The organism is Paenarthrobacter sp. NyZ202 (assembly GCF_049860755.1).
GTDB lineage: Bacteria > Actinomycetota > Actinomycetes > Actinomycetales > Micrococcaceae > Arthrobacter.
This window is the reverse complement of sequence record NZ_CP187556.1, coordinates 1,070,888-1,096,116: the sequence shown is the minus strand read 5'-3', so window position 1 is coordinate 1,096,116 and position 25,229 is coordinate 1,070,888. Positions and strand designations below refer to the sequence as shown.

Genomic DNA, 25,229 nt, shown 5'->3' with positions numbered 1-25,229 from the left:
AGCGCGGGGCGGCCGCAACTTCCTTGACGCTCCAAACCCGGCTGCTATGATCAGAAAAAGGCAGTATGTCCTATCAAGAGAACATGAGCGGACAAATCTGTCCTTCCGGCAGAGGAGCCGAAACCCTGCTCCCGCCGGTCTTGCGCAGCCGTCCAGGAGGAAACCGTGGCGAACCAACTCAGCCTCAGCATCGATCGTTCGTCCCCGGTGCCGCTTTACCATCAGGTTGTCCAAGGCATCGAAAATGCCATCCACAGCGGCGTGCTCGAACCGGGCAGCAGGCTGGACAACGAGATCGAACTGGCAGCCCAACTGAACCTTTCCCGGCCCACCATGCGCAAGGCCATGGATGAACTGGTCCGGGCAGGATTGCTTGTACGCAAGCGGGGCGTGGGCACTCAGGTAGTAGCCAGCCAGGTCCGTCGGCCGCTGGAACTCTCCAGCCTCTACGACGACCTCAGCAACAACGGCAAAAAGCCCACCACCGAGGTGCTCAGCTTCTCCCACGTCGAGGCCGACGCCGCAACGCTCACCGCCCTCCAGCTGCCTGCCGGGTCCAAGGTCTACCACTTCACCCGGCTCCGCAAAGTGGGCGGGAAGCCCTTGGCCCTCATGGAAAACTGGGTCCGGGACGACATCACCAGCATGGACGAAGCCCAGCTCGCCAGCGAAGGCCTCTACGCCATCCTGCGGCGCGGCGGCGTCAATTTCCGCCTCGCCTCGCAACGCATCGGCGCCATGATCGCCAATGACTACCAGGCTCCCCTGCTCGAAACCGAAGTGGGCTCGGCCTTGGTCACCATGGAACGCACCGCGGTGGACGACACCGGACGCATGGTCGAAACCGGACACCACGTCTACCGCGCCGATTCCTACAGCTTTGAAATGACCCTCGTACAGCGCTAACGCAAGGACTTAACTTATGGCCAACTGGGTATACCCGCTGGGAACCGCCACTGACGGCAAGTGGGACATCTCCCTCGGCACCTCCGATTCGTCCCTCGCCGTCGACGGCTGGGCCCACACGGGACTGAAGGCCGCCACACTCGCCCCGGGTGCCGCCGTCGAACTTTCCGCCGCCGCTGAAGAGCGCATCGTGGTGCCGCTGAGCGGCGCCTTCACGGTAACGGTCGACGGCGAGGCGTACAGTCTCGCTGGCCGGCAGTCCGTTTTCCACGGCCCCACCGATGTCCTCTACACCGGCATCGACAAAGCGCTCACCATCAGCTCGAACGACGGCGGCAGGGTCGCGGTCGCGTCAGCACCCGCCAAAGCGTCGTACCCCACCAGGCTGGTCACCGCCGCAGAAACGCCCGTGGAACTGCGCGGCGCAGGCAACTGCTCCCGCCAAGTCCACAACTTCGGCACCCCCGCCGCGCTGGAAGCGGACCGCTTCATCGTCTGCGAAGTCATCACCCCCGCCGGCAACTGGTCCTCCTACCCTCCGCACAAGCACGACGAGGAAAAAGAAGGCGAAACCAGCCTCGAGGAAATCTACTACTTCGAAACCCGCGTAGCTCCAGGCTCCCCGGCCCCGCAGGAAAACGACGCCATCGGCTACGCCCGCGTCTACGCCTCCGACGAACGACCCATCGACGTCTCCGCCGAAGTCCGCACCGGAGACGTGGTCCTGGTCCCCTACGGCTGGCACGGCCCCGCCATGGCAGCCCCCGGCTACGACCTCTACTACCTCAACGTCATGGCCGGCCCCGGACGCGTCCGCGACTGGCTCATTAGCGACGATCCCCACCACGGCTGGATCCGCCAGACCTGGGAAGGGCAGGACGTGGATTCCAGGCTCCCGTTCACTGCCTGATTCCGAATGGGTGATGCCCCTACGACACTGTCCTAGGGGCATCACCCGTTTTCAATTTTCCTTAACCCGCGTCATTTTGACCGCGCGTGGCGCCACTGGAAAAGCAGGCAGTCGTGGCATCAAAGCGGTTATCGCGGCCACCCGCCTCAATGAGGAATGAGAAACCGCCGCGGTCGCCACGTTCCTTTGCAAGCACTTCGCACAAGATCCAGCGATTGCCATAGAGGACCTCCGAGATGGGTCACACGCTGGTTACCGCGCTGTGCACGTTCTGCTGAACCTGAAAGACCTTCGGGGCAGGGTCGAGATTCAGATCCGAACTGAGTTGCAGGGCGAATGGGCGAATCTATATGAGGAGCTGGGCGACGTACTAGGACGCGAGATTCGCTATGAGCAACTACCTGATTCGGACGAACGCCGTGCCGTCATCGACCGAATGCAGGGCCTGTCCTTGGGACAGATCACTGACTCGACGAGTCAAAGGGGCTTTCGTGGTTTGGGCTTACTTCGCCTGGGCGATGAAGTCCGTCATCGTCTTGAGCTGGTAGCGGGAGACTTCCTCGGCGTTCTCGTCCTCGGCGAAGACGGAAGAGACCATCACCGTGTTTTCCTTGTCCAGGAACCCGATCTCCTTGAGACCGCCGAAGAACTCGTTCCAGTTCACATCGCCGTCACCGATCTTCAGGTGCTGATGGACACGCACGGCGTTCCCGGGCGGGTTGGTGATGTACCGCAGGCCGTGGGAGGCGTGGTGGTTCATGGTGTCCGAGACGTGCACCAGGCGTAGCTTGTCCCCGGCGGCACGCATGATGTCAAGCGGCTTGTTGCCCATGTGGAACGTATGCGAGGCAACGTAGACCATGCCGATGTTCGGCGAATTGACGCCACGGATGACGCGCAGTGCGGCCAGGCCATCCTCCACGAAGTCGTCCGGGTGGGGGTCGATCAGTACGTCCAGGCCTTCGCGCTCGATGATCGGCAGGAGTTCCTCCATGGAGCGGTAGAAGGCCCGCTCGGATTCCTCGGCCTTCTCGGGGCGGCCGCTGAACTCGGTGTTCATGGTCTGCACGCCCAGGTCAACGGCGATCTGGATGGCACGCTTCCAGTAGCGGACCGCGGCTTCGCGGGCGTCCTCGTCCGGTCCGGACCAGCGAAGCACGGGCAGGACAGAGGCGATTTCCACGCCGGCGTCCTTGCACGCTGCCTTGAGCTTGCCCACCAGTTCGTCGTCGGCCTTGGGGTGGTTGAAGAAGGGAATAAGGTCCGCGTGCGGCGTCATCTGCAGGTACTTGTACCCGAGGTCGGCAGCAACGCGGGGAAACTCCAACAGGCTGTGGCTGTGGTGGAAAGGGGTGGGGTCAAGTGCTATCTTCATGCCCGGGTCCTTACTTGTACAGGTCCGGCTTGGTGTTCAGCTGGACTTTGACCTTCTCGCCGGACTTCTGCGCTTCGACGCCGGCCTCGCAGCACGCCGCCGTGGCATAACCATCCCAAGCCGTGGGTCCGCCGATTTCACCGCGAAGTGCCGCATCCACCCAAGCCTGCACCTCGACGTCATACGCGGCACCAAAACGTTCCTCGAAACCGGGGGTGACGTTGCCGCCCCACTTACCGGCGGTCTGGACGTACGGGCCGCTGTCACCACCGATGCTCACGATGCCGTCTTCGAAGGACGCCTGCGTGGCCACCTGGTAGCCGAACTTGGCATTGACGTAAATTTCGACGTCGGCCAGCACACCGGATTCTGTTTCGATCAGGACCTGCTGGGGATCGTGCTGACCGCTGGGCGCGTTGCGCGTCGGCTTGCCAAGCCGGACCTGCACGGACGTGATTTCCTCACCGGTAAAGTAGCGGATCGCGTCGAACTCGTGGACCACGGAGTCGTTGATCAGCATCTCGTTGGTGAAGCCCTCGGGAGTGCTCGGGTTCCGGTGCTGGTGGTGCAGCATCAACAGCTCCCCCAATCCGCTGTTGCGGATGATGGAACCCAAGGCCGCGTACTCGGCGTCGAACCGGCGCATGAAGCCGACCTGGATGCGCTTGTGGCCCAAGGCCAGCTCCGCCTGGACAACCTTCCAGGAGCTCTCGGCATCCGGGGTCAGTGGCTTCTCGCACAGGATCGGGAAGTCCCTCTCCAGCGACTTGTACAGGATTTCCTCGTGCAGGAATCCCGGCGTGGCGATCAGGACGGCGTTGACGTCACCGTTGTTGAGTGCCTCGTCAGCACTGGCCAGGGCCACTGCGCCCTCGATGCCTTCGATGGCGGCTTGCGCACGGGCCAGGTCAACGTCGACGACGGCGGCAACTTCAGCGCCGTGGATGCGCGTGCTGAGGCGCTTGATGTGGTCCGCACCCATGCGGCCTGCGCCGATGACGGCTACGCGGAGAGTCTTAGTCACTGTTTCTATCCTTCGTGAGGTGGGTTGGCGGTGCTACTGGACCCGGGTACGGGATCCACAGGAGAGCAGGTAGTTGCGGGTGCGCTTGGCGATCGGCATCGGTACATCGAAGGCTACCGGGTACATGTCCTGCTCGACGATGCCGAAGATGGGACGGTTCAAGCCCTCAACGGCTTCGATGACGGCTCGAAGGTCCGGCAGGCCGTTCGGCGGCTCCGTCATGACGCCGGCCAGGTTGGCCGCTGCCCAGGTCATGTTCTCTTCGTTGACCTTCTTCAGGATCTCGGGGTTGATCTGCTTCAGGTGCAGGTAGCCGATCCGGTCCGGGTAGTTCTTGATAAGTTCCAGGCTGGAAGCACCGCAGTACTCGGCGTGGCCGGTGTCCAGGCACAGGTTCAGGTACTCCGGCTCCGTGGCCGCGAGGAGGGTCTCGATGTCCTTCTGGGCACCGACGTGCGAATCGGCGTGGGAGTGGAACTGCTGGTGCAGGCCGAAGTCCTCCAGGAGGACCTTGCCCATGCGGTTGTGGCCGGCGAAGAGATCCGCCCACTGCTCATCGCTGAGCTCCCCATTTTCCACGGCCTCGCCAGTGACGTCGTCACGCCACATGGCCGGAATGACCACGATGTGCTCGCCGCCCATGGCTGCCGTGAGTTCCGCTACCTTGCGGGCGGGCTCCCAGGCTTCGTCGTACTGCTTGGCACCGCGGTGGAACGCAGTGAAGACGGTACCGGCGGTGACCTTCAGGTCACGCTGCTTGAGTTCTTCCGCGAGTCGGGTGGGGTCGTTCGGCAGGTAGCCGTACGGGCCCAGTTCGATCCACTTGTACCCAGACTCTGCAACCTCGTCCAGGAATCGCTCCCACGGTGTCTGCTGGGGGTCGTCCGCAAACCAAACGCCCCAGGAATCGGGTGCGGTGCCGATGATGAGCTTGTTCTCGACGTCTGTCATGACAACGGTGTCTTTCTTCGTGGCCGTGGTGCCCTGGCGTTGTTGCCAGGGCACCACAGTGGGGCTAGTTGGAGGGGAAGTTGTAGGAGGCGCCGGAGGCGTGGTGGGTTTCTGGCCAGCGGGAGGTGATGACTTTGCCGCGGGTGTAGAAGGAGACGCCTTCGGGGCCGTAGATGTGTTTGTCGCCGAAGAGGGAGGCTTTCCAGCCACCGAAGGAGTGGTAGGCCACCGGGACGGGCAGGGGCACGTTGATACCGATCATGCCCACGGTGACTGAGCGCTGGAACTTCCGTGCCGCGGCGCCGGAGGAGGTGAAGATCGCGGTGCCGTTGCCGTAGGGGTTGGAGTTGATCAGCTTGATGCCCTCTTCGAGCGTGTCCACGCGGACCACCACCAGGACGGGGCCGAAGATCTCCTCGGTGTAGGCGGTCATTTCGGTTTTGACGTGGTCGATCACGGTGGGGCCGACCCAGAAGCCTTCTTCGTGGCCCGGGACCACCAGGTCGCGGCCGTCCACCACCATGGCAGCACCGGCTTGCTCGGCTTCGGTAACGATCTTCACGATGCGTTCCTTGGAGGCCGGCGTGATGACCGGGCCCATTTCGGCGCCGGGTTCGGTACCGTTGTTGACCTTCACGGCCAGGGCACGTTCTTCGACCTTCTTCACCAACAGGTCAGCAGCATCCCCGACCGCGACGGCAACAGAGATCGCCATGCACCGCTCACCGGCCGAACCAAACGCGGCAGCGGCGAGGTGGTCCGCGGCGTTGTCCAGGTCAGCGTCCGGGAGCACGATCGCGTGGTTCTTCGCCCCACCCAGGGCCTGGACCCTTTTGCCGTACTTGGTCGCGGTTTCGTGGACGTACTGGGCAATAGGAGTGGAGCCAACAAACGAGATGCCGTCCACGTCCGGGTGGGTCAGCAGGCCGTCGACGGTTTCCTTGCCGCCGTGCAGGACCTGGAAGACACCGTCGGGCAGGCCGGCTTCTTGCCAGAGCTTGGCCAGCAGCAGCGACGGGGACGGGTCCCGCTCGGAGGGCTTGAGGATGAACGCGTTACCGGTGGCGATCGCCATCGGCGCCATCCACAACGGCACCATCACGGGGAAGTTGAACGGGGTAATACCGGCCACCACACCGAGCGGTTCGCGGAAGGAGAACACATCGATGCCGGTGGAAACCTGGTCCGAGTAATCACCCTTCAACAAAGAAGGAATACCGCAGGCGAATTCGACCACTTCCAGGCCGCGGCCGATCTCGCCCTTGGCATCGGAGAGGACCTTGCCGTGCTCGGCGGTGATCAGCTCAGCGAGTTCATCGACGTGCGCTGCGACCAGTTCACGGAACTTGAACAACACCGCGGTGCGCTTGGCCAGGGAAATATCACCCCAGGAATCAGCGGCTTTGCGGGCAGCGGCGACCGTGGTGTTCAGGTCGGCCTCGTTCGCCAGGCGCAGCTGCGCGGTGACCTGCCCGGTCGCAGGGTTGTACACCGGCTGGGTACGGTCACCCTCACCGGAGGACTCAGCACCGTTGATGAAATGGTTGATAGTGGTCAAAGTGGTCGTCGTCGACATGTGTGGACTTCCTTGTCGGTGGTTCAGGGGTTGGTCAGCCGAGCAGTTTGCGCTGGCGGTTCTTGTGGTCGGTGTAGGTCTGGTAGGCCTGCTGGGTGGATTCGAGCTCCGAGACCGCGGAAACGGGCACGTCCCACCAGGACTCCGAGGACGGGGCGTCCAGGAGAGGATCGGACTCAACGTGGATCACGATCGGCCCGGTTTCCTCGGGAGCTGCCTTGGCGTCCCGGATGGCCTGCTCGAGCTCGGCGATGACCTTCTCACCCGGTTCGATCCGGATCACCTTCGCGCCGAGGGATTCGGCGTTGGTGGCCAGATCGATAGGCAGGTGCTCGCCGGCGTCGAAGGAGTGCTGTTCCTTGTCCAGGACCCGGTACTGGGTGCCGAAACGCTGCGAACCCAGCATCTCTGAGAGGGAGCCGATGGAGGCATAGCCGTGGTTCTGGATCAGGACCACGATCAGTTTGATGCGCTCGGCGACGGCGGTGACCAGTTCGGTGTGCATCATCAGATAGGAGCCGTCCCCCACCATGACCACCACGTCCCTGTCCACGCCACCGGCGGCGGCTTCGGCCAGCGCGGCGCGCTTCACGCCCAGGCCGCCGGGGATCTCGTAGCCCATGCAGGAGTACGCGTACTCGACGTGGTAACCGAACGCATCACGCACGCGCCACATCTTGTGCAGGTCACCCGGCAACGAACCAGCAGCGCAGATCACTACGTCCTGGGCGTCCATGGCCTTGTTCGTGGCCCCGATGATCGCATTCTGGCTGACCAACGGTGCGTAGTCCTGCCCGTACGCGGCATCCACTGTCGCGTCCCAGCGCTGCTTTTCGGCTGCGACCTTCTCTTCCAGGTCCGCGCCGACGCGGTAGCCGCCCAGTGCCTGGTTCAACTTCACCAACGCCTTGCGGGCATCGGCAACGATCGGCAAGTGGGTGCCATGCTTGTACGCATCGATTGCCGCGACGTTGATGTTCACGAACTTCACGTCCGGGTTCTGGAACGCGGTCCGGGACGCGGTGGTGAAGTCTTCGTAGCGGGTGCCGATGCCGATGATCAGGTCCGCCTCGGCAGCGATGGCGTTCGCCGCCGTCGTACCGGTTGAACCAATGGCACCGAGCGACTGCGGAGCATCCCACGGCAGCACCCCAACACCGGCCTGCGTGTTTCCTACCGGGATGCCGGTCAGCTCGGCGAACTTCGCCAGTTCGTCGTTGGCGTAGGCGTAGAGCACGCCGCCGCCGGCGATGATCAGCGGGCGCTTTGCTGCACGGATGGCTTCGACGGCGCGGCGGATGTCATCGTCCTCGGCCTCCGGGCGTCGGATGCGCCACTCCCGCTCGGCCAGGAACTCCTCGGGCACCTCGAACGCCTCAGCCTGGACATCCTGCGGCAGCGAAATGGTCACCGCACCGGTCTCGGCCGGGTCCGTCAACACCCGCAGGCCGTGGTGGAAGGCGGAGAACAACTGCTCCGGCCGGGACACCCGGTCAAAGAATTTGGACAGCGGACGGAAGGCATCGTTGACCGTGATGTCATATGCGTACGGCAACTCCAGCTGCTGCAACACCGGGTCGGCGGCCCGTGTGGCGAACGTATCACTGGGCAGCAAAAGCACCGGGAGGCGGTTGGTCGTCGCCAACGCCGCACCCGTGAGCAGGTTCGAGGAACCCGGGCCGATCGAGGTGCTGATCGCGAACGTCTGCCGGCGGCGCGTGTGGCGTGCGTACCCCACTGCCTGATGCACCTGGGCCTGCTCGTTCCGGCCCTGGTAGTACGGCATGATGGTCGGGTCCGCGGCCTGGTACTGCTTCAACGCCTGGCCCACACCGGCCACGTTGCCGTGCCCGAAAATACCGAACGTGCCCGGAATCAGGCGCTCACGGAACTCCACACCGGCAACAGAGTCCACGGTGTACTGCTTGGACAAGAACTCGACCACGGCCTGCGCCACGGTCATCCGACGGGTTGCTCCCACTGGTCTCTACTCCGATACTTTCACGGGAATACGGTCTGACGAGGTGTGCCCTGCAGCCTCGGCGACAGCGGGCGAACTGTTGTTCAGCAGCGAAGCGGCCGTTGCCACGGCCCCTGCGACGTCGCCGTCGTGCGGGTACAGCAGGGTGCGTCCGACGGTGAGGCCCTGCACGCCCGGAAGGGCGAGGGCTGCCTGCCACGAAGCGAATACTTCATCGGGGCTACCGTCAGGGTCACCGCCCAGCAGCACCGTGGGCAGCGTGGTGGAGGCCATGACGCGCTCCATCCCGGCGACCACCGGCAACTTCATCCAGGTGTAGGCGCTGGTGGAACCGAGGCCTTCGGCAATACCGACGGACTTGATCACGGCGTCGGCGCGGAGGTCGTTGCGCACCTTCCCGTGGGCGTCGCGAACAGACAGGAAAGGCTCCACCATGGCGATGAGCTTCCGCTCAGCCAAGGAGTCAATCGCCTTCGCGGTGGCTTCAAGGGTGGCCACCGTGTCCGGGTCGCCCAAACAAATCCGGGTGAGCATCTTGCCGCCATCGGCACCGAGCGCCTGCAAAGCCGCCGCAGTATGACCGGTGAAGCGGTCATCGAACTCGTTCACCAGGCCAGCAAGGCCGCCACGGTTCATCGAACCGAAGACCAGTTTTCCCTCGAGGGCACCGAGGAGCAGGAGGTCGTCCATGATGTCCGGCGAGGCCAGGATGCCGTCAACGGCGGGGTTGGCCAAGGCGATCTGCAGACGGTCCAGCAGGTCGCGCCGGTCTGCCATGGCCATCGGATCGGTACCAACTGCGAGGGCTCCCCGGGCTGGATGGTCGGCGGCGACGATGAAGTTCTGCACGCCGTGCTTCAGGCCGGGATGACGACGGCGGGTGGCAGCTGCGCGTGCCACGGCCTCCGGGTCCTCCAGCCGTAAGCGGCTCAAGTGTTCGTAACGGCGGGGGTCATCATTGATGCTCAACGCACGGCTCCTTCTGCGAGTGCGGCGGATGCGCCGGGGATGGGGCGGCCGCGTTCGGCCAGCAGCGAGGTGACCTCATCCGGCGTCGGCATGGCATCCGCGCAGGAAAGGCGGGAGGCGACAATCGCACCCGAGGCATTCGCGTAATCGAGGACCTCCGAGAGCGGCCACCCGGACAGCAGGCCATGGCAGAACGCCCCACCGAAGGAGTCGCCGGCGCCGAGGCCGTTGACGGTCTCAACGGGGACCGGCGCAGACACCACGCGTTCGGTGCGGGTCTTCGCCATGACGCCTTCAGCGCCCAGCTTCACGACCGCGATCTCGACGCCGGCGGCCAGGAGGCGGTCCGCCTGCTCATCAGGAGTGCCCTCCCCTACCGCCACGGAGCACTCCTTGTCGTTACCGATGGCGACGCTCACGTGCGGGAGGATCCTGGCCACTTCGGCGCGGGCTTCCTCTTCGGAGGCCCAGAACATGGGCCGGTAGTCCAGGTCCAGGATGGTGAATTGTCCAGGCTGCAGACCCGTGCGGGGGCGGGCCTCGTGTGCTGCAAGGTGGGCACTGCGCGAGGGCTCCTGGCATAGGCCCGTCACCGTGGACCAGAAGACACCTGCCTCACGGATAGCGTCGAGGTCCAGCTCTTCGGCCTTGATCTGCAGGTCCGGAGCCGTGGGGAAGCGGCCGTAGAAGTAGAGCGGGAACTCGTCCGTGGCCGGCTTGATTGCACAGAACGTAGCCGGTGTTTGACCCGGCGCGGGCGAGACGAAGGAGTCGTCCACGTTGAACTTGCGCAGTTCGCGGTGCAGGAAGCTGCCGAAAGGGTCATCGCCGGTCCGGGTAATCACACCCGTACGGCGGCCGTGGCGCGCCGCCGCGACGGCCACATTCGAGGGTGAGCCTCCGAGGTACTTGCCGAAGGACGTCACGTCCTCCAGGTCGACACCGATGTCGTTCGGGTAGATATCAACGCTGATGCGCCCGATCGTGAGCAGTTCGTGGGTCACGGTACTCGTGGACCTTTCTCTTGTGAACTCTGAACCTTTGAGCGCTGGGCCCCAATGCCTTGCTACCCCTCAGTGAGCGGGGCCACATGACTACTGTGCACCAGAATCAATGTCCTGTCAAAGGTTTGTACTGACATATTTACAACATGACACAGCACTTGCTATTTGGCAGGAACAGCCAGCTCTCCGGTGACATACTGGCTGCGACCAAAGCCGAAGGACCAATCCCCCGCCGTATTTTCGACGTATCCAACAAACACGTCCTCGCCGGCCACGCCGACCTCTGCCAGATTGGCCGCAAGAGCTTCGAACAGCGAACTCTTGGCCACCTGGCTGCGACCCCCCTGGGTGAAGATCTGGATCATCACCACCCCGGAACTGCGCTCGAATCCAAGCCCTGCATCCTGGGCAATGATGTGCCCCTGCGGATGCTCGGTCAGGATGTGGAAGTAGTCCCGCTCGGGAATTCCATACTCCTGCAGGATGGCGTCATGGATGGCGCGGCTGAGACGGGCGAGCTCCTCGGGCGAGCGGCCCTGGTTGACGTCGATGCGAACGAGAGGCATTGCGGATCCCTTCAAAATAGTTTGTCCTAACATACTAACAAACGCGGACGATTCCGGGTACAGCAAAGTCCCGCCGGAAGCACCGCCGGGACTTTGCTCCCCACAACGGGGCTTAAAGTACGACGGCGGCCCGTCACCTTCCATTCGAAAGGTGACGGGCCGCCGTCGGGGGTCAGCCGTGGAGACTAGAGCGCTGCGTAAACCTCGCGCAGGAGCTTGGCGGTCTCGGACGGCGTCTTGCCGACCTTCACGCCTGCTGCCTCGAGGGCTTCCTTCTTGGCCTGCGCGGTTCCGGCGGAACCGGAGACGATGGCGCCTGCGTGGCCCATGGTCTTGCCTTCAGGAGCCGTGAAGCCTGCCACGTAGCCCACAACGGGCTTGGTGACGTTGGCCTTGATGAAGTCGGCTGCGCGCTCTTCAGCGTCGCCACCGATTTCGCCGATCATGACGATGGCCTTGGTCTCCGGGTCGGCTTCGAACGCGGCCAGGGCGTCGATGTGGGTGGTGCCGATGATCGGGTCACCGCCGATGCCGATCGCGGTGGAGAAGCCGAGGTCGCGGAGTTCGTACATCATCTGGTAGGTCAAGGTACCGGACTTGGAAACCAAGCCGATGGGGCCCTTGCCCGTGATGTTCGCCGGGGTGATGCCAACCAGGGCTTCACCCGGGGTGATGATGCCGGGGCAGTTCGGTCCGATGATGCGGGTGATCTGCTTGCCGTCAGCGTCCACCTTGGACTGGGCGAGTGCCCAGAACTCGGCGGAGTCCTGAACCGGAACGCCTTCGGTGATGACCACGACGAGGCCGATTTCGGCTTCGATGGCTTCAACCACGGCGTCCTTGGTGAATGCCGGCGGAACGAAGACGATGGAGACGTCCGCGCCGGTTTCGGCGATAGCTTCCTTGACGGTGCCGAAGACGTTGATTTCCTTGTCACCGTGCAGGACCGTGGTGCCGGCCTTGCGTGCGTTGACGCCACCGACAATGTTGGTGCCGGCCTTGAGCATCAGCGCGGTGTGCTTGGTGCCCTCGCCGCCGGTGATGCCCTGGACGATGACCTTGGAGTCCTTGTTGAGGTAGATAGACATTGTCGCGTCCCTTTACTTAGCTGCGTTGGCGAGCTCGGCGGCCTTGTCGGCGCCCTCGTCCATGGTGGCGGCCAGGGTAACCAGCGGGTGGTTGGCCTCGGTCAGGATGCGGCGGCCCTCTTCGACGTTGTTGCCGTCGAGGCGAACAACCAGCGGCTTGTTCGCCGAGGAACCGAGCTCAGCCAGTGCACCAACGATGCCCTTGGCCACGGCGTCACAGGCGGTGATGCCACCGAAGACGTTGACAAAGACGCTCTTGACCTGGGAGTCGCCCAGGATAACGTCCAGGCCGTTGGCCATGACCTCGGCAGAAGCTCCACCACCAATGTCCAGGAAGTTGGCGGGCTTCACGTTGCCGTGGTTCTCGCCGGCGTAGGCAACGACGTCGAGGGTGGACATCACGAGACCGGCACCATTGCCGATGATGCCTACTTCGCCATCCAGCTTCACGTAGTTGAGGTCCTGCGCCTTTGCCTTGGCCTCAAGCGGATCTGCTGCGTCCTTGTCCTCCAGTGCTGCGTGGTGCACGTGGCGGAAATCTGCGTTCTCGTCCAGGGTAACCTTGCCGTCCAAGGCAACGATGTCGCCGGCACCGGTACGGACCAGCGGGTTCACCTCGACCAGGGTTGCGTCTTCCTTCTTGAAAACGTCCCAGAGCTTCAGGATGACGTCCGCAACCTTGCCGCGCAGTTCTTCGGCGAAGCCTGCAGCCTCAACGATTTCGTCAGCCTTGGCCTGGTCGATGCCGACAGCCGGGTCGATGGCGATCTTGGCGAGGGCCTCGGGGCGCTCGACAGCCAGCTGCTCGATTTCCATGCCACCCTCGACCGAGCACATGGCCAGGTAGTTGCGGTTTGCACGGTCAAGAAGGATGGAGAAGTAGAATTCCTCGGCAATGTCCGCACCCTGGGCGATCATCACCTTGTTGACGGTGTGGCCCTTGATGTCCATGCCCAGGATGTTGGTGGAGTGCTCAAGCGCCTCGTCAGCGGACTTGGCAACCTTGACGCCGCCGGCCTTGCCGCGGCCACCGACCTTAACCTGTGCCTTGACGACAGTAACGCCGCCGATCTTCTCAGCAGCTGCCTTCGCTTCTTCAGGAGTGTGCGCCACGATGCCGGCGAGCACGGGTACACCGTGCGCCTCGAACATATCGCGCGCCTGATATTCAAACAGGTCCACGGTTTAGTGTCCTTCTACGTCGAAGTAGTTTTCTGTTCAGCCGGGAACCGCGATGACCGCGATAGCCAGCTGCGGAAAGTACGCGGTCACAACCAGGATTTAAGCCGGTCACATTGCGTAAGGTCCTCTCGGAACTTTAGCCCTTTGAGGAGTCCCGCCAGCTCCACACTACCGGTTAAGTGAGTAAGCTTACACTTCTATCGGACGTAGAAAATCCGCGCGATATCGCGGGTTTTCGCCCCCGGCCAGGTGTCCAGAAGCTCTAGGCCAGGGTTCCGCGGACTGTCTTGCCGCCGTCGGAAATCAACTGGTAGCCCTCACGGCTGACGAAGAACGCCACCCCGCCGGAAACATTCCCGCAGGCGACGCCGCCGTTGTAGGCCGAACAGCGCAGTCCATTGCGTTCAATGTTCTGCCCCTCCCCCAGTTCACGCAGCTTGGAGATCGGACCGTCCTTGGTGCCCTTGGGCCCAAATTCCGATTCCATCTGTGTTACGCCGGACCGACACGATCCATAGACTGCCTTGTCCGGCGTCAGGAGGACGGTCCCGCCCAGATAGCCGAGGCCGGTCCCTGCGCAGTCGTCACTGAAGTCCTCCGGCGCGGGCTTGCCGTACTTGGCGAGTTCGCAATGGACCACGGGCACCACAGGGAACTTATTGTTGGCCGCGTCCGAGTACGTGTTGGGCAGGTACGGGACGTTCAGGTGCCCACCCCTGGATGAGGTCATGGCGCACACCACGTTCCGGTCGGCCGTAATGAAAGCGGTGACATCTTCCCCCGCGGACAACGTGGTCTGTTCCGTGACCGGTACCTGGGTCAGCTGCTCGAGCGGCGGCAGCGGGTCCGGCGGCACGTAGTGGGGGTCCTTGGCCGAGAACGAACAGGCTGTGCTGACCACCAGGAGCAAGGCGGCAAGAATCCCCAATACAGTCTGTCGCATGGGTTCAATTATGCCGTGGGTCTTCAGGCGTCCAGTTTGGTGAGCGGCGCGTAGCGCAACAGCAGGCGCTTCTCGCCGACGTCGAACTTCACCTTGGCGACCGTCTTGTCTCCCGCGCCTTCAACACCGAGTACCACCCCGTTGCCAAAGCTGGTGTGGTTGACTTTGTCCCCCACCGCTACCGCAATGACTTCCTTCTGCGGCTGGACACGGTTGCGCGCGACGGCGGCAGGCACGTCGGCGTCGAACCCTGCGGTGGGGCTGGCAGCCGCCCCGCGGGAGGTGCCGGCACCCCAGAAGGACCCGCCGTAGCGGTTGGAACCGATGGGCGCACTGCCCCATCCCCCGGCCTGGCGGCTCATGCCCTCGCGCTTCCAGTCCACGAGTTCCGAAGGGATCTCTTCCAGGAACTGGCTGGCCGGGTTGTACTGGCTCTGACCCCACATGTTGCGGACCTCGGACCGCGTCACGTAGAGGCGCTTCCTGGCCCGGGTCAGGCCGACGTAGGCAAGGCGGCGCTCCTCGGCAAGTTCCTTGGGATCGGTGGCAGAGCGCTGGTGCGGGAAGATCCCGTGTTCCATGCCTGTCAGGAACACCACCGGGAACTCCAGGCCCTTGGCCGTGTGCAGCGTCATCAGGGTAACAACGCCCAGGCGCTTGGCTTCCGCGACGGCGGCATCGATGTCCGCTCCCGGAGCGTCCGGGATCTGGTCGGCGTCTGCCACCAGGGACACCTGCTCCAGGAATTCACCGAGCGATCCCTCCGGGTTGTCGCGTTCGTATTCACGGACAACGGCCACGAGTTCAGCAAGGTTCTCCACGCGGGACTCGTCCTGGGGGTCGTTGCTGGCACGCAGCCCGGCCAGGTAGCCCGTCTGCTCAAGGACGGCCTCCAACGCAGCGGCAGGGCCCGAGCCCGCGGCTACCTCGGCGAGGTCGTCCAGCAGTTTCACGAACCCTTGTACGGCGTTGACCGAACGGGTGGCCATGCCCGGCGCTTGGTCTGCGCGGCGGGCGGCCGCCATGAACGACGTCCGGTCCCGTTCCGCGAGGGCGGCCAGGGCGCCTTCGGCACGGTCGCCGATACCGCGCTTGGGTTCGTTGAGCACCCTCCGGAGATTGACGTCGTCATCCGGGTTGACCAGTACCCGAAGGTAGGCCAGGGCGTCCTTGATTTCCTTGCGTTCGTAGAAGCGTGTTCCACCGACCACCTTGTACGGCAGGCCCACACGCACCAGAACATCTTCGATGGACCGGGACTGCGCGTTGGTGCGGTAGAAGATGGCGACGTCTCCTGGACGCAGGCCTTCCTCATCCTGGAGGCGGTCGATTTCCTTGGCGATGAACTGGGCTTCGTCGTGTTCGTTCTCGCCCACGTAGCCAACGATTTTCTCGCCGTCCCCTTCAGCCGTCCAGAGCCGCTTCTCCTGGCGGTTGGGATTGCGGGAGATGACGGAGTTGGCTGCGCTGAGGATGTTCTGCGTGGAACGGTAATTCTGTTCCAGTTTGATGGTGCGGGCGCTCGGGTAGTCGTGCTCGAACTCCACAATGTTGCGGATGTCTGCGCCGCGGAAGGCGTAGATGGATTGGTCGGAGTCGCCTACCACCGTCAGCTCGCTCGGCTCCACGCCACCCTCCGCGCTCAGGCCCACGATCTCCCTGACCAGCGCGTACTGGGCATGGTTGGTGTCCTGGTATTCGTCCACCAGGACGTGACGGAACCGGCGGCGGTAGGACTCTGCGAGCGCGGGGAAGGCTCGGAACATGAAGACGGTCTGCGCAATGAGGTCGTCAAAGTCCATGGCGTTGGCCTGGCGCAGCCGTTGCGTGTAGCCCTTGTAGACCTCGGCCACGGCGGTCTCGAAAGGATCGTTGTAGTTGGCTCCGGACGCGAAGGAGTCGTCATCCACGAGCTCGTTCTTCAGCGCCGAGATCTTGTGCTGGATGGACTTGGGCGGGAACTTCTTGGGATCCAGGTCCAGGTTCTTGGCCACCAGCGTGATGAGCCGCAGTGAATCGGCGGAGTCGTAGATGGAGAAGTTGGAATTCAGCCCGACATTGGCCGCTTCCCGGCGAAGGATACGGACGCAGGAGGAGTGGAACGTGGAGATCCACATGGCTTTGGCACGGCCGCCCACCAGGGCCTCGATGCGCTCCCGCATCTCAGCGGCGGCTTTGTTGGTGAAGGTGATGGCGAGGATCTCGCCGTGGTGGGCTCGCTTGGTGGCAATCAGGTAGGCGATCCGGTTACTGAGCACACGGGTCTTGCCGGAGCCTGCACCGGCCACAATCAGCAAGGGGCTGCCCGCGTGCTTGACGGCCTCTTCCTGCTGCGGGTTCAGGCCCTGCAGCAGGGCATCCGCACCGGGTAGTCCGGAATGGCCCTCCCCGGACCAACTGTTGGGTGCCGTGCCGTCCCCGGTCCCGGCGTTTGCGCCCCCAACGGAGGTGCGGGAGCCGCCGCTTCCGGCGTGCGAAAGCTCCGGGGCAGCTTTGGCTGCGGCTCTGGAGCCAGCGTTGAAGGGGCCGTCGGCATAGGGATCGAACAACATATCCATGGTGCCTACCAGTCTAGGCGGTGGGTGCGACACTCATTGATCGGGGTCGTTGAGCAGCCATCCTCCGGCCACCAGCCGCTCCCGCAGTGCCAGGCGGGTCAGTGGTTCCTGGTCCTCCTGGAACTTCCGGCGCACGGACGCCAGGTGTTTCTTCACCCCGTCCACCGAGATGCCCAGCATCCGTGCCGTGTCAGCCATGGTGGCCGCCACGCCGCCGAGGTAGACGGACACCACCTGGTGTTCCCGTGCGGAGAGCTGGGGCCCGGCCTGTCCGTCCGCGATGGCGGCGGCCACCTCGTCCGTGATGCACGGCAGCCCCTTGGCTGCGTTCCGCACCGCCATCTCCACCACGTCGGCGGGTGCGGTCTTGGGGATGTAGGCCAGGGCACCGGCGGACATCGCCTGCCTCATGACCGCCGGTTCAAGGATGGAGCTGCAGACCACCACCTGGGGGCCGGCCGAGATGATGGCCTGGATCTTGGCGCGCAGGGGCACCTGGTCTCCCAGCAGGACATCGAGGATGACGACGTCGGACAGCGCGCCGATGTTTGCCGCAGCCTCGGCCCAGGAAGCAAACCGCCCCACCACCCGGATCCCGGAAGAATTCGTTTGGAGCCACTCGGCCAGGCCCTCGCGCAGCACGGCGTGGTCTTCCACAATGTCCACCTCGATGGTGGGCCGGGACAGCGGGTATCGCGTCAAACCTTGCCTCCCCCTTTTATGATGTGGCTAGGTCGTCATCAGTTTAAGCGACACGTTTCGGGGGGAACATTCATGGGGGCATGGTTGGGCGGGGCCGCCATACGGCGGTTGGACATGGATCATTCGGGCCTGTTGGCCCGCGCTGGTGCTGTCATCAGCTTCTCGTTCGTCGCGGGTGCGTGGCTGTACTTGCGGCCGGCCGTGGGCGGGCCCGTGTGGCACCGTGTGGCGGTGACAGTGCTGGTGGCTGTGGTGTTCGTGTGCCTGGCAGCCATGTTGAAGACGGATGCCTGGCCGTTGCGCCTGATCATCGTGTTCAGCCTTATCCCGCTCTCGGAACTCGCTGCCGGCGTGGACTTCCGCCTGGACTCCGAGTCCTTGTTGGTTGCGCACTCCATGCTGATGGCCGCGAGCGCTTCCGTGGTGCTGTCTTTACGCGGTTCGTGGCAGTCCGCGGCCTTCACTGCCTTGCTGGGTGCCATGGTGTTCGGCCATACGGTGGCTACGTCCTTGGTCCACGGGCTGGGCCCTACTACTGTCCTGACGCTCCTGGCGGCCTGGTCCATCATGTTGGCGATCCGCTGGGCGGTTCCCCCGGCCTTGGCGCAGTACCGGCGGGACCAGGATGTCCGCCGGAAGTCGCTGGAGGCCCAGGCTGCGGCCCATCAACGCATGAGTGCGCGGCAGCAGGACGCCCGAACTCTGCATGACACCGTCCTGCGGACGCTGGCCGTTATTGGACGGGGCGGCGAGGGTGCCACCCCGGACGAACTGCGGGAGCTGGTTTCCGCATCAGCGTACGACGGCGGCAGCCCGGGCTCCGCTGCCAACGGCAGCGCACCGCCGCGCGAGGCGGGTGACGCCCAGGGCGACGGAAAAACGGTGGCGCCGTCCGCCGTCGTGATTGGCTCCAACGGTGCAGACGCAGCGGGGATGCTGGAGCGCATGGCGGAACGCCGGAGCGGAAACGGTTGTACCGTGGAGGTCTTCGGCGAGGCCGGGACGTTGCCGGAGGGCTTGGCCGCAGCGATTTTCGATGCCGCCGACGAATGCGTGGTGAACGCGGTCCGGCACTCGGGCACTGAACGCGTGGATGTTTTGCTGTCCCGTACCGGGTCAAGGGTCTGCGTGGTCATCAGCGATTCCGGGACGGGGTTTGATCCGGGCGCGATTCCGGCGGACCGGCTGGGCGTCCGGCATTCGGTGGTGGAGCGCATGCGCGACGCCGGAGGGGCGGCCAGGGTGATGTCCAGCCCGGGACGGGGAACCACTGTGGTCCTTGATGCGGAGGTTCCTTGAGGTCCCCGCTCCTGGTCTCCGCCGCGGCAGGGCCCTTGTTCATTTCCCGGTCCATCCTGGTGGTCACTGCCTTGGCCACCTGGATACTGTCCTTCGTTGCCACCGCCGGTTCCGTGGACGGGAGCCCGGCCGACCACGCCCGCCTGGGCGCGCTGACGTTCGATTTGCTGGGTTTGGCCATGGCCCTTTTGGCCTCCGACCCCCGGACACGGCGTCGTACCCTTCCGTACCTGCGTCTGCTGTGGCTGGGATCCTCCGTGGTCTCTGGTGTCATGACCGCTTCACTCGTGACGCCTACGTCCGGGTATTCGGCCCTGACCTTCAACGTGTTGCTGGGGACGTCAATGGTGTTCCTGGTGGCCATGCGCTGGGACCTGCCGGGGTTTTTGCTCCTGGTGGTTCTCAACGCAGTGCTCAGTGGTTTCTACTACTCCCTGACACCGCGGTTCGGGTCAGGCGAGGGAGCCCTGATCTTCTTCCTGTCCCTGATGCCGGGCCTGCTGGGGGCCGCCGCCGTGGTGGTCCTGCGCAGGTACCTGACAGACGCGGACACGACGGAATGCGCCCACCTTGAGGGGGCGGAAGCCGGTGACGGCCAAGGCGGTCCGGGCACCGGGGACGATCTTGCCCTGCTCCACCGCCAGATCCAGGACCTTTACGCGCAGGTGGCGGCGGCCCCCTCCGTTCCCTTGGCTCCGGAGCTGTCGCAGCACGCCCAGCGGTTGGCCGGACAGTTGAGGGCCCGGCTGCTGGTGGCCGGTAGCAAGGACTGGTTGACCGAGTCCCTGGCTTTGGCGGACATGGACGCCGTGGTGGCCGTGGTGGCACAACCTGACGTGGTGGCACGGATTCCGCACGCGTCAAGGCCACGGATCCTGGCAATTACCATGTTGCTTGCGGCTCCGGTGGACCGTGACGCCGCCGGCGAAGAACTCTCCCGGCAGCTCCACATCTTCGTCGAACCGCATCTGGAACGGACCGTGCAGGTCACCTGGAACGTGGCCGGACTCCGGCCCAGCCGCTGCACGCCCGCTTTGTGGAGCGAGATCGAAGTCCTGGGCGTGCCCCGGGTCCTGTCCACCCCTGGCGGTGCCAGCATCACCATCAGGATTGAGGCAGAAGCATGACATCGGCCCGTGTGCTGGTGGTCGACCAGCATCAACTGATCATCGACACCCTGGATGCCTGGCTGCAGGCCAACGCCCCCGACCTCGTGGTGGAGGACGGATGGCGGGCAGTCCCTTTCGCCCAGGACCCGGCTGCCGTGCGGCCCTCCGCATGGTTGCCTGCCGGAAAGGGGGCGGCCGTTGCCATCCTTGGCACTCTTGACCACCACTCGGAGTTGATTCCTGCCGTGCAATGGCTGATAGCCGCAGGCTTCCGCGTGGTGGTCCTCGCGGCAACCGCAGACGGTTGGGAAGCGGGGGCCGCCATGGCGGCCGGAGCCCACGCCTACGTCCCCAAATCCGCAGGCCCGGTAACCATCGAAGGAGCCATCAGGGCGGCAGTGGATGGACAGCAGTATCTCCACCCGGAGGCCGCCGGAGTCATCCTGGACACCCCTCCGCAGCGGGTCAAGCTGTCACCTCGTGAACAGCGTCTTGCCCAGCTGTACCTTGGCGCCGACGCCCTGTCCGTCCGCGGGGTTGCGGACGCCCTGGACATCAGCGAACAGACCGTCAAAGCCCACCTGCACCGCATCCGCCAGCGCTACTCTGCGGCGGGAATCAAGGTCGGCAACGTGATCAGCATGCGCAAACAGCTACATCTTGACGGCTGGATCACTTGACCCGCGATCGGAGGCAAGGATGCTGATGAGCGCAACCAGCAGGGGCACGCAGAGTGCCGCCAGGAAAGCCGTCACGATCAACTGGCGGTAGATCTCCGGCTGCCCGGAACCCAGCACCACCACCCAGAACTGGAGCCATCCCCCGGCTACCATGACTACCGCCAGGCGCCCGATCGCAGCGCCTCGACGGAAAGCAACGGCCAGGCCCAGGAGCATGGTCAGCAGTTGCATGGCCACGAGGACCACCGGCGCCGCCTTCATTGCCGTCAGGAGCCCCAGCATCACCGGGAAGCGCCGGTCCTTGGCAAACGGTTCCTCCCCGGAGTCCTCCATGAAGGAGCCTGCGTAGCGCAGTTCGGGTGAGAGCATCGCGGAGATTCCCCGCTCCCCCATGCCAATCAAGCGTTCAGGGTGGGTCGCGTAAAAGCCGGCCAGCTTCAGCGGTGTCACCTGTTCCCTGAACTGGTGGAAGTCCGGGTTGGTGACTGCTGAACCCGCGGACGCTGCCGTGGTTCCGCCGGCAGTGGCGAAGCTTTCGTCCAGGCCCAGCCAGGCAAGGTCTTCCTCCGGCGTGACAGAGTGGGGCAGCAACTCGGCGAAAACGGCATTGTAGAGGTTCAGGTCCGCCGTCCGCCCTGGTTGGGCAGCGACCACGGCCGCGGAGACGCCAACCAAAGCCACCACCGCCACGAGCGGCAGGGTCCTGCGGCGCCACCACCCCTGTTGTCCCGGGTTCCTGGTACGCGTTGCACCCCTACTCCGCCCGGAAGGCACCCACAGCAGCGCCAGAACCAGCACAGGAAGCCAGGACACCATGGAGGGTTTCGCGGAGACCAGGAAGGCCCCGGCCACCACCACCCCTGTCACGGCCAACCAGCGGACTCTCCGGCCATTCCAGTAGTGCAGCAAAGCCACGGCCAAACCCAGGATCCCCAGGAAAGCGGCAGGTTCCGGATACGGCGAAATGAAGAATGCAGCAAACACCCCGTCCGCCATCACGGCGACAACCAGGCCGGCCACCAGGAGCCGGAAGTTGGTGCGGCCCGGCAGTACCAGGACCAGGGCGGCGATCAGCGCGCCGAACACCACACAGCCCACCAGGCCCACGGCCCGCATATCCAGGCCCGGACCCCAGCCAAGGACCGGAGTGAGCAGTTTGCCGAGCCACAGGAGCACAAGCTGCGAGGACATCACCGGTTCGCCGCTTCCGCCGGCGCCGCATGCTTCCCCAAAGAATTCGTGCGGGACCCAGCGGGGGTAGATGTACCGGGTGAAATCGGAATAGTCCCACGGGCGGACATTGGTGACGCCCAGGGAGCACGCCAGGCCGTGGCCGTCGCCTTGATCGGCCATGCCCGAGGGCGAAGGCACGAACAGCCGCACCACCATGGCCACGGCTGCCACCAGACCTGCAAGGATCGCCGGGAGCAGCGCCGGCCGGCTGCCCAGGTCACCGGGGCCCAGCAAGCGGGCAAGGAAGCGGGCAATCCGCCGCACGGGGCCCGGTGATGTTCCCCTGGCGGGACGTACCCTCAAGGGCGCGAATTCTCCCGTTCCGCTGCTTTGTTCTTCAGTCCTTGCCTCAACCATTGGTGACACCTCCGACCGGGGCCAACGTTCCCGTCCACGGCGCGGGTACTTCCTGGCGGGGTGCCACGCCGCAGCGGACCGCGCGTGCACCGCCGTCGATCCTGACGATGGGCCGCACTTCCACGTTCTCCGGCAGAGTATCCACCTTGAGGAACTCCAGGACGAACGGCAGGCACCGTTGCACTTGGGCTTCCCTGCCCACCAGGGACGCGTCCTGACCGAACCAGGCGCTGACATCCTCCGTGGTGTGGGGCTCGGAACAGGTGGTGTCCGTGCCTTCCGTAGCAAGCACCCCGTCCTTGATGTCCTGCGCATAGCACAACCGGATGGTGGCAGAACCGGGCGCGGCGAGCGCACCCTCCAAGTCCATGGTGTTTTCCCGCGGACTCCCGTCAGGGGCGGTCAGCAGGACGTCGCACCTGACCGTCCGTTCTCCGGCAGCCCATCCGGCACGGCTCGGGTAGTACGCCGTGATGGTCATGCCAGCGGTGGCATCCCGGTCCACACCGCCCAGGTACTTCCGGAGTTCAGAGGCAGGGCACAGATTGCCGGTGGCGTCCTGCAGTTGCTCTGGAAACGGGCGTTCCGGGTAGGTGGCCAGTGCCGCCGGGACCTGGGCCGTCAGGAACGTCTGTGATGTATGCGGCTCGGTGCAGGGCACCGCCGGCGAACCGTCACTGGGCGAGGCGAACTCCTCCGGCGTGGTCAGGCTGTGGCACAGTCCCACCACCGCGGTTTGGTCCGTCGAGGCAGTAACCACCGCGGCTCCGGATGCCCCGCCGCTCCGGGCATCGCCGCAGCCGGACCCGGCGAGCAGCACTCCCAGCCCCAGGGCCGCGGCCCGAAACAGGTTACGCGGCACGTTTGCCCTTCCCGCCGGCCTGCTTGTCGTGGCGGACGACGGCGGCACGCACCAGCACGATGATGGCGGCCACGAAGCCAAGAATCACCACGAAGGAACCGAGGAAGTGGTGCATCAGGTCGAATCCCTGCTGCCCCCAGCTCTGCTGCGCGGCGGCGATCATGAAATACCTGGTGGCATTGCTGATGCACACGATGACCAGCGCCAGGAAGGCTGCGGGCAGCAAGCGTGACACCGGGATGCGGCCCATCAGGAACAGGATTCCTGCCAAAGCGGCGATGGGTGTCAGGAGCACGGCGCTGGAACACAGTCCCGTGACCATCAGCGCGTAGGGCTGGCCGCCCCCGACGTTGTGGAAGATGATGTCGTCCACGCTGTAGGAGGCGCCCCCCAGGATGCCGTCGAAGACCGCGGCCATGAGCCAGGCCTCTGCCGCCCTCACGGTTTCCTGCTGCAGCATGGCCACGGCAGCGGCAGCCAGGAACAATAATCCGGGTATCCCCCCGCCGCGTCCGCCACGCACGGGGAGGGCACGTGGTCCAAGGGGAAGTGCGGGGCCGCTGGTTTCTGCGCTCGTGGCCATCAGGCTTCCTTCGCTAGGAGGTTGGCGTCGTTCTCATGGTTGCGCCGGGTCTTGGCCCAGCCTTGGCGCCCGGTGATCAGGCGGTAGGTGGCCCGGAGCACGGTGACATAGTTCTGGTACATGTAGATCCAATAGCCAAGGCCCCACCCGACACCGAGCAGGAAGTTCTTCTCCGGCGTGACCTGCCTGCGGTAGACAACTCCCCAGAGGGCAAATGGCAGCACGCCAGTGGCAAAGATCAAGGGGATGATGTACCAGGCCTCCGTGATCCACGCCTGGAAGCTGCCCATGGTCAGTGACCCTTGCGCCACCATGGTGACAAACAGGGTGGGCCAGAGGACCAGCCCGATGATCTGGATGAAGGGCTGGATGAGGAAGTAGCTCGATTCGATGGCGCCGACATTACTGAAGTACGGCGATTCGAAGATCCGCTTCAGGTAGGTGCTGCACTGCATCCCCCCGTGGCACCAGCGGGTCCGCTGCGTGAGGAGTCGCCGGACATCCGGCAGCGCTTCCTGGGCCACATGGGTGTCGTGCATGTAGACCGTTTTGTAGCCGCCCAGCATGATGTGGATCGCCAGCTCGTAGTCCTCCAGGAGGGCGCCGTGCCACGGTTGCCCGGACGTTCTGGCAATCACGTCCAAGGCGGAAAGCCGGGTGAACTGTCCATTTCCTCCCAGGCCCACCGTCAGGGTGTGCCTGCGCAGGGACTGCATGGCGGCGATGGTGGTGCGGAACTCCATGTCCTGCATCAGGACGAGGTAGCGGCCGAAGGCCCGCTTGATGCGGTCCCGGCCCCTGCCTCCCACCAGGTCGGGGTCGTCCAGGTTGGACATCCAGACGGCGGTCTGCGCGGCGCCGACTTCCGGGTCGCCGAAGGCGAGGGGACCGGCCGCCTGACGGAAGGCGTTATCCGCAAGGTGACCGTCGGCGTCGACCACCAGGACGATCACCGAGGAACGGTCGACGCCGGGCGGCAGCCACCGGTCCAGGGTCCGGTAGGCGGCGTTGAGCGCATCGCCCTTGCCGGTGCGGGCCAGGGGCCTGCGCCGCCGGACGAGGTGGACCATGCTGTCCCGGTCCGCAGCGGCCTCCACCAAGGCGGCGGTGTCGTCGTCGCTGTCGTCATCGACCACCCAGACATGCGCCCCGGGAAACTTTCCGCGGAGCAGTTCCAGTGTTTTTCCAATCACCACTTCCTCGTCCCGGCACGGAACGAACACATGCCACGAGAAGGCGGAGGGGTCACCCTCGGGGTCCGGCTTGCGCCGCAGGAACGGCACCAGGATCACCAGGATGTAGGAAAGAAATACCACCAACAGCACAAAAGCCAGTGCCTGTGCGGACTCGAGTACCGACATTTACTTCCGA

The 25,229-nt window shown here is 64.7% G+C and carries 22 protein-coding genes; 5 read left to right on the top strand and 17 right to left on the bottom strand.

The genetic code is table 11. The features are described 5' to 3' along the window. Window positions 1-165 precede the first annotated feature (165 nt). Both ACPFL9_RS05265 and iolB read left to right on the top strand, forming a co-directional pair. On the top strand, window positions 166-906 hold the full coding sequence (locus ACPFL9_RS05265) for a GntR family transcriptional regulator (RefSeq protein ID WP_426006220.1): 741 nt from the start codon (window positions 166-168) through the stop codon (window positions 904-906). A gap of 16 nt (window positions 907-922) precedes the next feature. Further along, window positions 923-1,816 carry a 5-deoxy-glucuronate isomerase gene (gene iolB / locus ACPFL9_RS05260; RefSeq protein ID WP_426006219.1) on the top strand — a complete coding sequence of 298 codons (894 nt, stop codon included), beginning with the start codon at window positions 923-925 and terminating at the stop codon, window positions 1,814-1,816. Between the two features lie 502 nt (window positions 1,817-2,318). Here iolB and ACPFL9_RS05255 read toward each other — a convergent pair. From ACPFL9_RS05255 to ACPFL9_RS05195, 13 genes are all read right to left on the bottom strand, one after another. Beyond that, on the bottom strand, window positions 2,319-3,191 hold the full coding sequence (locus ACPFL9_RS05255; RefSeq protein ID WP_426006218.1) for a sugar phosphate isomerase/epimerase family protein: 873 nt from the start codon (window positions 3,189-3,191) through the stop codon (window positions 2,319-2,321). Window positions 3,192-3,201: 10 nt separating this feature from the next. After that, the gene (locus tag ACPFL9_RS05250) at window positions 3,202-4,215 is read right to left on the bottom strand and encodes a Gfo/Idh/MocA family protein (RefSeq protein ID WP_426006217.1); all 1,014 of its coding nucleotides are present in this window, start codon (window positions 4,213-4,215) and stop codon (window positions 3,202-3,204) included. Window positions 4,216-4,248: 33 nt separating this feature from the next. Continuing rightward, the gene (locus ACPFL9_RS05245; protein WP_426006216.1) at window positions 4,249-5,166 is read right to left on the bottom strand and encodes a sugar phosphate isomerase/epimerase family protein; all 918 of its coding nucleotides are present in this window, start codon (window positions 5,164-5,166) and stop codon (window positions 4,249-4,251) included. A gap of 64 nt (window positions 5,167-5,230) precedes the next feature. Continuing rightward, window positions 5,231-6,742, bottom strand: a complete 1,512-nt coding sequence (locus ACPFL9_RS05240) for a CoA-acylating methylmalonate-semialdehyde dehydrogenase (RefSeq protein ID WP_426006215.1) — start codon at window positions 6,740-6,742, stop codon at window positions 5,231-5,233. 34 nt (window positions 6,743-6,776) lie between these two features. Then, window positions 6,777-8,705 (bottom strand): 3D-(3,5/4)-trihydroxycyclohexane-1,2-dione acylhydrolase (decyclizing), encoded by a 1,929-nt coding sequence (gene iolD / locus ACPFL9_RS05235; protein WP_426007492.1) that lies wholly within the window; start codon window positions 8,703-8,705, stop codon window positions 6,777-6,779. A 24-nt stretch (window positions 8,706-8,729) separates the two neighbouring features. Then, window positions 8,730-9,692 carry a Cgl0159 family (beta/alpha)8-fold protein gene (locus ACPFL9_RS05230; RefSeq protein WP_426006214.1) on the bottom strand — a complete coding sequence of 321 codons (963 nt, stop codon included), beginning with the start codon at window positions 9,690-9,692 and terminating at the stop codon, window positions 8,730-8,732. After that, on the bottom strand, window positions 9,689-10,696 hold the full coding sequence (iolC, locus tag ACPFL9_RS05225; protein WP_426006213.1) for a 5-dehydro-2-deoxygluconokinase: 1,008 nt from the start codon (window positions 10,694-10,696) through the stop codon (window positions 9,689-9,691). Before iolC ends, ACPFL9_RS05230 begins: the two co-directional genes overlap by 4 nt. 161 nt (window positions 10,697-10,857) lie before the next feature. After that, complete coding sequence (locus ACPFL9_RS05220; RefSeq protein ID WP_426006212.1) at window positions 10,858-11,262, bottom strand: tautomerase family protein; 405 nt, start codon at window positions 11,260-11,262, stop codon at window positions 10,858-10,860. A 185-nt stretch (window positions 11,263-11,447) separates the two neighbouring features. Continuing rightward, a complete protein-coding gene (sucD, locus tag ACPFL9_RS05215) occupies window positions 11,448-12,350 on the bottom strand; it encodes a succinate--CoA ligase subunit alpha (RefSeq protein ID WP_426006211.1) in 903 nt (300 codons plus the stop codon). 12 nt (window positions 12,351-12,362) lie between these two features. Beyond that, a complete protein-coding gene (gene sucC, locus ACPFL9_RS05210; protein ID WP_426006210.1) occupies window positions 12,363-13,532 on the bottom strand; it encodes an ADP-forming succinate--CoA ligase subunit beta in 1,170 nt (389 codons plus the stop codon). Window positions 13,533-13,794: 262 nt separating this feature from the next. After that, window positions 13,795-14,475 carry a hypothetical protein gene (locus tag ACPFL9_RS05205; protein WP_426006209.1) on the bottom strand — a complete coding sequence of 227 codons (681 nt, stop codon included), beginning with the start codon at window positions 14,473-14,475 and terminating at the stop codon, window positions 13,795-13,797. 23 nt (window positions 14,476-14,498) lie between these two features. After that, window positions 14,499-17,033 (bottom strand): DNA helicase PcrA, encoded by a 2,535-nt coding sequence (gene pcrA / locus ACPFL9_RS05200; RefSeq protein WP_426006208.1) that lies wholly within the window; start codon window positions 17,031-17,033, stop codon window positions 14,499-14,501. A gap of 33 nt (window positions 17,034-17,066) precedes the next feature. Beyond that, on the bottom strand, window positions 17,067-17,735 hold the full coding sequence (locus ACPFL9_RS05195) for a response regulator (RefSeq protein ID WP_426006207.1): 669 nt from the start codon (window positions 17,733-17,735) through the stop codon (window positions 17,067-17,069). Window positions 17,736-17,849: 114 nt separating this feature from the next. On the opposite strand from ACPFL9_RS05195, the gene ACPFL9_RS05190 reads away from it, so the two are divergent. The 3 genes from ACPFL9_RS05190 to ACPFL9_RS05180 are packed head-to-tail and all read left to right on the top strand — an operon-like array spanning window position 17,850 to window position 20,823. Beyond that, window positions 17,850-19,034 (top strand): sensor histidine kinase, encoded by a 1,185-nt coding sequence (locus ACPFL9_RS05190; protein WP_426006206.1) that lies wholly within the window; start codon window positions 17,850-17,852, stop codon window positions 19,032-19,034. Further along, entirely contained in the window at window positions 19,031-20,161 is a 1,131-nt protein-coding gene (locus ACPFL9_RS05185) for a hypothetical protein (RefSeq protein WP_426006205.1), read from the top strand. Before ACPFL9_RS05190 ends, ACPFL9_RS05185 begins: the two co-directional genes overlap by 4 nt. Continuing rightward, on the top strand, window positions 20,158-20,823 hold the full coding sequence (locus ACPFL9_RS05180; protein ID WP_426006204.1) for a LuxR C-terminal-related transcriptional regulator: 666 nt from the start codon (window positions 20,158-20,160) through the stop codon (window positions 20,821-20,823). The genes ACPFL9_RS05185 and ACPFL9_RS05180 overlap by 4 nt, the downstream gene beginning before the upstream one ends. Here ACPFL9_RS05180 and ACPFL9_RS05175 read toward each other — a convergent pair. Genes ACPFL9_RS05175 through ACPFL9_RS05160 form a run of 4 tightly spaced genes read right to left on the bottom strand, consistent with a single transcriptional unit; the run spans window position 20,797 to window position 25,219 of the window. Continuing rightward, the gene (locus tag ACPFL9_RS05175; RefSeq protein WP_426006203.1) at window positions 20,797-22,413 is read right to left on the bottom strand and encodes a hypothetical protein; all 1,617 of its coding nucleotides are present in this window, start codon (window positions 22,411-22,413) and stop codon (window positions 20,797-20,799) included. The two genes, ACPFL9_RS05180 and ACPFL9_RS05175, sit on opposite strands and share 27 nt — an antisense overlap. After that, window positions 22,406-23,275, bottom strand: coding sequence for a septum formation family protein (locus tag ACPFL9_RS05170; protein ID WP_426006202.1), 870 nt, complete (start codon window positions 23,273-23,275; stop codon window positions 22,406-22,408). The genes ACPFL9_RS05175 and ACPFL9_RS05170 overlap by 8 nt, the downstream gene beginning before the upstream one ends. Next, window positions 23,265-23,858, bottom strand: a complete 594-nt coding sequence (gene xrtS / locus ACPFL9_RS05165) for an exosortase S (RefSeq protein ID WP_426006201.1) — start codon at window positions 23,856-23,858, stop codon at window positions 23,265-23,267. The genes ACPFL9_RS05170 and xrtS overlap by 11 nt, the downstream gene beginning before the upstream one ends. Beyond that, window positions 23,858-25,219, bottom strand: a complete 1,362-nt coding sequence (locus tag ACPFL9_RS05160) for a glycosyltransferase family 2 protein (RefSeq protein ID WP_426006200.1) — start codon at window positions 25,217-25,219, stop codon at window positions 23,858-23,860. Before ACPFL9_RS05160 ends, xrtS begins: the two co-directional genes overlap by 1 nt. Window positions 25,220-25,229: the final 10 nt, after the last annotated feature.

Coding starts and splice junctions, on each gene's coding strand:
- ACPFL9_RS05255 (WP_426006218.1), bottom strand. CDS start 3,191: ATGAAGATAGCACTTGACCCCACCCCTTTCCACCACAGCCACAGCCTG.
- xrtS (WP_426006201.1), bottom strand. CDS start 23,858: ATGGCCACGAGCGCAGAAACCAGCGGCCCCGCACTTCCCCTTGGACCA.
- ACPFL9_RS05220 (WP_426006212.1), bottom strand. CDS start 11,262: ATGCCTCTCGTTCGCATCGACGTCAACCAGGGCCGCTCGCCCGAGGAG.
- iolD (WP_426007492.1), bottom strand. CDS start 8,705: ATGACCGTGGCGCAGGCCGTGGTCGAGTTCTTGTCCAAGCAGTACACC.
- ACPFL9_RS05240 (WP_426006215.1), bottom strand. CDS start 6,742: ATGTCGACGACGACCACTTTGACCACTATCAACCATTTCATCAACGGT.
- pcrA (WP_426006208.1), bottom strand. CDS start 17,033: ATGGATATGTTGTTCGATCCCTATGCCGACGGCCCCTTCAACGCTGGC.
- ACPFL9_RS05190 (WP_426006206.1), top strand. CDS start 17,850: ATGGATCATTCGGGCCTGTTGGCCCGCGCTGGTGCTGTCATCAGCTTC.
- iolB (WP_426006219.1), top strand. CDS start 923: ATGGCCAACTGGGTATACCCGCTGGGAACCGCCACTGACGGCAAGTGG.
- ACPFL9_RS05175 (WP_426006203.1), bottom strand. CDS start 22,413: ATGGTTGAGGCAAGGACTGAAGAACAAAGCAGCGGAACGGGAGAATTC.
- ACPFL9_RS05245 (WP_426006216.1), bottom strand. CDS start 5,166: ATGACAGACGTCGAGAACAAGCTCATCATCGGCACCGCACCCGATTCC.
- ACPFL9_RS05180 (WP_426006204.1), top strand. CDS start 20,158: ATGACATCGGCCCGTGTGCTGGTGGTCGACCAGCATCAACTGATCATC.
- ACPFL9_RS05205 (WP_426006209.1), bottom strand. CDS start 14,475: ATGCGACAGACTGTATTGGGGATTCTTGCCGCCTTGCTCCTGGTGGTC.
- ACPFL9_RS05160 (WP_426006200.1), bottom strand. CDS start 25,219: ATGTCGGTACTCGAGTCCGCACAGGCACTGGCTTTTGTGCTGTTGGTG.
- sucD (WP_426006211.1), bottom strand. CDS start 12,350: ATGTCTATCTACCTCAACAAGGACTCCAAGGTCATCGTCCAGGGCATC.